Annotated in this window: 6 protein-coding genes and 1 pseudogene; 5 read left to right on the plus strand and 2 right to left on the minus strand. The window is 74.4% G+C overall.

Annotated elements, in window-relative coordinates:
- Together AC2W7G_RS08460 and AC2W7G_RS08465 are read right to left on the minus strand one after the other, a co-directional pair.
- A partial coding sequence (locus AC2W7G_RS08460) for a hypothetical protein (protein WP_485868041.1) occupies positions 1 to 268 on the minus strand: 268 nt, incomplete at its 3' end.
- Positions 269 to 299: 31 nt separating this feature from the next.
- Positions 300 to 908, minus strand: a complete 609-nt coding sequence (locus AC2W7G_RS08465; RefSeq protein WP_485868042.1) for a TetR/AcrR family transcriptional regulator C-terminal domain-containing protein — start codon at positions 906 to 908, stop codon at positions 300 to 302.
- A gap of 112 nt (positions 909 to 1,020) precedes the next feature.
- Here AC2W7G_RS08465 and AC2W7G_RS08470 point away from each other — a divergent pair, with 112 nt between their 5' ends.
- From AC2W7G_RS08470 to AC2W7G_RS08490, 5 genes and pseudogenes are all read left to right on the plus strand, one after another.
- Positions 1,021 to 1,968, plus strand: coding sequence for a nitrilase-related carbon-nitrogen hydrolase (locus AC2W7G_RS08470; protein WP_485868043.1), 948 nt, complete (start codon positions 1,021 to 1,023; stop codon positions 1,966 to 1,968).
- Positions 1,965 to 2,960, plus strand: coding sequence for an agmatine deiminase family protein (locus AC2W7G_RS08475; protein WP_485868044.1), 996 nt, complete (start codon positions 1,965 to 1,967; stop codon positions 2,958 to 2,960). Before AC2W7G_RS08470 ends, AC2W7G_RS08475 begins: the two co-directional genes overlap by 4 nt.
- A 59-nt stretch (positions 2,961 to 3,019) precedes the next feature.
- Complete coding sequence (locus AC2W7G_RS08480) at positions 3,020 to 3,751, plus strand: maleylpyruvate isomerase family mycothiol-dependent enzyme (protein ID WP_485868045.1); 732 nt, start codon at positions 3,020 to 3,022, stop codon at positions 3,749 to 3,751.
- Between the two features lie 350 nt (positions 3,752 to 4,101).
- A pseudogene (locus AC2W7G_RS08485) lies at positions 4,102 to 4,566 on the plus strand (hypothetical protein); the annotation flags it as partial.
- 813 nt (positions 4,567 to 5,379) lie between these two features.
- Positions 5,380 to 5,467: S-adenosylmethionine synthetase N-terminal domain-containing protein (locus AC2W7G_RS08490; RefSeq protein WP_485868046.1), on the plus strand; the 88-nt coding region annotated here is incomplete at its 3' end.

Raw genomic sequence — 5,467 nt, forward strand, 5'->3', positions numbered from 1 at the left:
CCGGCGAGGCCGCGAGCAGCAGCCCGGCGGACGCGGCGAGCAGGACGACCTCGGGCGCGGCCCGCCGCCACAGCAGCGCGACCGCCTGGGCCACGAGCACGACCCCACCGAGCACCCAGGACGTGGTGGACGGCACCGGGGTGACGACGTCCGACTCGGGCGCTACGTGCGCGGCCACCGCGACGGCGACGAGAGCGACCAGCGCGATCGCCCCGGTCACCAGTGCGACGCGGCGGTCGACGGCGCTTGGTCGGGGCAGGCGGGTCACGACCGTGACGCTACCGCGCAGACCCGGCGCCTCACGACGTCCGCAGCCGCCGCTGCAGGCTCCCGAGCACCAGGTCGAGGCCGAGCTCGAACGCGTGGTCGGCCCGCTCGCGTCCGCTGGGGGACGCCTCGATGGCCGCCGCGAGCAGCGGACCCTGGGCGGCGTCTCGGCTCCAGACCTGCTCGGGCGCGGCGAGGTCGAGCGCGGAGCCGATGACCAGGTGGTCGAGCACCGTGATGATCGCCAGCAGCTCGTCCTCGGGCACGCCGGCGCGCACGAGGACGTCCGCCATGCGCTCGTACAGCGCCATGACGTCCGGCGACGACACCGTGTACGCGGTCAGCAGCGGGACGAGCCGCGGGTGCGCGGCGAACGCGTCGCGGTAGCCGCGCAGCAGCCCTCGCAGCCGCGACTCCCACTCGTCCGGGCCGGGTGCGGGCTCGAGGTCCTGGAAGACGAGCGAGCGCATCGCCTCGACGATCTCGGCCTTGCCGGCCAAGTGGTTGTAGAGCGACGAGGGCCGCACGCCGAGCGCCTTGGCGACCTCGTTGACGCTGAACTCGCCCTTGCGGTCGACGATCGCGAGCGCGGCCGTGGCGATCTTGGCGACGGAGAGGACGGGCACGGACGGTCGGGGCACGCCGGGTCCTTCCTCGGGGCGATCGGGACGTCGTCGGGTGGGACCCGTGGACAACCGGCCCCGCGATCACCATACTAACGAACACCATTCGTTTTAGTCCTGCGAGGCATCCATGTCCCACTCGTCCGGCCCGGCCGCGCAGCTCGTCCACGGCCCCGCCCTGGAGTCGCCCGCCCGCGTCGACCCGCCCACGCGCGAGCCGCTGCGCGTCGGGCTCGTCCAGCACCGCTGGCGCGAGGACGCCGACGAGCTCCAGCAGGTGCTGGCCGACGGCGTCGCCACCGCGGCCGCCGAGGGAGCGACCGCGGTGTTCCTGCCCGAGCTGACGCTCTCGCGCTACCCCGCGTTCGAGGAGCCGACCGGCACCGCGTCCGACCTCACCGAGAGCCTCGAGGACGGGCCGACCGTCGCCTTCGCGGCCCGGGTCGCGTGCGAGCACGGCGTCCACGTGCACGCCTCGCTCTACGAGCGCGCCGACGCCGGCGACGGGCTCGGCTTCAACACGGCCGTCGTCGTCGACCCGTCGGGACGTCTCGTCGCGCGGACGCGCAAGACGCACATCCCGGTCACCGAGGGCTACGTCGAGGACAAGTACTTCCGCCCCGGCCCGGCCGAGGATGCCTACCCCGTCCACCAGCTCGACGGGCTGCCGGCCGTGTTCGGCCTGCCGACCTGCTGGGACGAGTGGTTCCCCGAGGTCGCGCGGATGTACGCCCTCGGCGGCGCGGACGTGCTCGCGTACCCGACGGCGATCGGCTCCGAGCCCGACCACCCGGACTTCGACACCGCTCCGCTGTGGCGCCAGGTGATCGTCGGCCACGCGATCGCGAACGGGCTGTTCATCGTCGTGCCGAACCGCACCGGCGACGAGGGGCGCATCCGCTTCTACGGCTCGTCGTTCGTCGTCGACCCGTACGGCCGGGTGCTTGCCGAGGCCCCGCGCGACGACGAGGCCGTGCTGGTCGTCGACCTCGACCTCGACCAGCGCCGCGACTGGCTGACGCTGTTCCCGTTCCTGCGCACCCGCCGTCCCGACACGTACGCGGGGCTCGCCCGATGACCTGGACGATGCCGGCCGAGACCGCGCCGCACGCCTGCACCTGGATGGCCTGGCCGTCGTCGGGCTACACGCTCGGCGAGACCGACGCCGACGCCGACGAGGCCCGGCGCACCTGGGCGTCCGTCGCGCACGCGATCTCGGCGTTCGAGCCGGTGCGGATGGTCGTCGACCCGTCCGCGGTCGGCGTCGCCCGCGACCACCTCGGCGGGGACGTCGAGCTGCTCGAGGCGCGGCTGGACGACGCCTGGATGCGCGACATCGGCCCGACGTTCGTCGTCGACGGCGACCGGCTCGGCGCCGTCGACTGGACGTTCAACGGCTGGGGCGGCCAGGCGTGGGCGTCCTGGGAGCACGACGCGCAGGTGGCCGGACGCGTCGCCGCGTGGGCCGGCGCGACGCTCGTGCCGTCCGACCTGGTGAACGAGGGCGGCGGGATCCACGTCGACGGCGACGGCACCGTGCTGGTCACGACGACCGTGCAGCTCGACCCCGGCCGCAACCCCGGCCTGACCGCCGCCGACGTCGAGGCCGAGCTGCGCCGCACCCTCGGCGTGCGCGACGTCGTCTGGCTGCCGCGCGGACTCACCCGTGACTACGCGGAATTCGGGACCCGCGGGCACGTCGACATCGTCGCCGCCATGCCCGAGCCCGGTGTCGTGCTGCTGCACCGCCAGCAGGACCCGCGCCACCCCGACCACTCGCTCGACGCGACGCTGCGGGCCGCGCTGCCCGAGGGGTGGCGGGTCGTCGACCTGCCGGCACCGCAGCAGCTCGTGGACGAGGCCGGGCCGGTCGACTACAGCTACGTCAACCACCTGGTCTGCAACGGCGGCGTGGTGATGGGCGGCTTCGACGACCCGCACGACGACGTGGCCGCCGAGGTGCTCGCGCAGGCCTACCCGGGCCGCGAGGTCGTCCGGGTCGACGCGCGTCCGCTGTTCGCGCGCGGCGGCGGCGTCCACTGCATCACCCAGCAGCAGCCGGCGGTCTAGGCGCGGACGTCGGTGGCGGTCCCTACGCTGGGGGCTCCGTCATCGAGGAAGGGACGCCCGTGGTCGACGTCTGGAAGGTCGTGCACGAGGAGCGCGCGTCGCTGGCCGCGTTCCTGGAGACGCTCACCGACGCGCAGTGGAGCACGCCGTCGCTGTGCGAGGGCTGGACGGTGCACGACGTCGTGGCCCACGTCGTCGACTGCGCCCGCACCGACACCTGGCACCTGGTCAAGGGGCTCGTCCGCGCCCGCTTCGACCTCGACCGGCAGAACCAGCTCGGCCTGGAGCGCGAGAAGGGCACCCCGCCCGAGACGCTCCAGCGGCTGCGCGAGGTCGTGCCGCTCACCAGGACGCCGCCGGTGAACCTCGCGACGCGCCTGGTCGAGGCGTTCGCCCACGGCGAGGACGTGCGCCGCCCGCTCGGCGTCCGCGGCGAGTACCCGGCCGACGCGCTGAACGAGGCGCTCGGCTACCTGGTCGGCGCCTCGACGAAGATCGGTGGCGGACGCCAGCGCGTCGAGGGCCTGCGGGTCGAGGCGCCCGACACCGGCTTCACCCACGGCAGCGGTCCGGTCGTCACCGGTCCGGCCAGCTCGCTGCTGCTCGTCCTGTCGGGGCGTCGCGCCGGCCTGGACGAGCTGGAGGGCGGAGGCGCGAGGTGCTGGCCGCACGCGCCTGACGCGTCCGGCGGCGCCCGCCGGTGTGACGCCCGGCTGAACTGGGCCGGGACGCTCAGCATCGGGCGGCTCGTGCCGACGGGTAAGGGGTCGCCCGCCGGCCGCGGGCGGTGATCCGTCTCGGGAGGCCGTCCATGAAGCTGCGTCTGCTCGTCGCGTCCACACTCACCCTCGGTGGGCTCACCCTGCTGCCGTCCACACCGGCGACCGCCGCCGGAGCGCGTTGCGAGGAGCTGCTGCCGCAGCCGACCGTCGCCCAGGAGCTGTTCACCGACGCCGGACGCGAGCGCGCCGACCTGACCGCCGACGAGGAGCAGGCGCTCGACGTCGCCGCTCCCGTCCTGGGCGACGCCCGGACGCTCGGCGCCGAGGCGGTCTCCGACGACACGCTCGTGCTCGACACCTGCGGCGTCCCGTTCGTGGCCGAGGAGGCCCCCGAGGACACGTCCGCCCCGGCGCCGGCGATGGAGGCGGCCGCCGCCGACGCGTCCGGCGACGCCTTCGCCCTGCACTCGCGTCCGGGTGCCCGCAGGACGATCTACCTCGACCTCGACGGCGCCGTCACCACCGGCACGGCCTGGAACGCCAGCTACGACGCCAGCACGATCACGTCGCCGGCCTACTCGCAGGACTCCGACCCGGCGTTCTCGGCGCAGGAGCTCGCCGACGTCCGCACCATCTGGCAGGTCGTCGCCGAGGACTTCGCCGCCTTCGACGTCGACGTCACCACCGAGCGTCCGACCGCGGCCCGGCTGAACCGGGCGTCGAGCACCGACCAGGAGTACGGGTTCCAGGCGGTCGTCACACGCACGAACGAGATCAAGCCGCAGTGCGGCTGCGGCGGCATCGCCTACCTCGACGTCCCGCGGGCGACCGGTGCGACGTACGACCACTACAGCCCGGCGTTCGTGTTCATGCAGGGCGCCGCCTACGACACCGCGCAGGCCGCCAGCCACGAGATCGGCCACAACCTCGGCCTCGACCACGACGGCACCGTCGCGAGCGGCTCGACCCCGGCACGCGCGTACTACCCCGGGCACGCTCTGTGGGGTCCGCTCATGGGCACCGGCTACCGGCGTCCGGTCAGCCAGTGGAGCAAGGGCCAGTACGCCGGCGCCGACAACCCCGAGGACGACCTGGCGCTCATCGGCCGCTACCTGCCGGCCCTGGCCGATCGCGAGGGCGGCACCCCCGCGACGGCGTCCGCGCTGACCGGACGGGTCGAGGCCTCGTTGAGCCCCGGCGGCGACGTCGACCACTTCCGGTTCACCGCCTCGGGCCGCACGGTCGTCGACCTGACCGTCCCCGCCTACGGCAACGTGGACGCCAAGGCGACGCTGACCACCGCGTCCGGTGAGGTCGTCGAGGTCGCCGACCCCGCCGTCGTCGCCGGACGCAGCGTCGGCACGGTCTCCCTCCGGCATGGGGCTGGCGCATCGACCGGACGCTCGCGGCCGGCGACTACCTGCTGCGGGTCGAGGGGCGCAGCGCCGACCGCCAGCCCCGGGCCCCCTACACGTCCTACGGCTCGGTCGGGCCGTACGGCGGTCGCGCTGACGACGCAGGGCGCGGTCGAGCCGCTGACCGTGACCGCGCTCGGCGGGCCGCGCCTCACCGAGGGCGTGGCGGTCTCGGCGACGGTGCTGAGCGTGCGCGGTGGCACCGCCCCTTACGCCGTGACGACCACCGGGCTTCCCGGCGGCCTGACGATCGGCACGTCCCCGAATCTCAGGAGCCAGCACATCGTGAGCCGTTTCTTCACGTCCGAGTCCGTCACCGAGGGCCACCCGGACAAGATCGCCGACCAGATCAGCGACAGCATCCTCGACG

Source organism: Aeromicrobium sp. PFPM2_SD2, assembly GCF_057364525.1.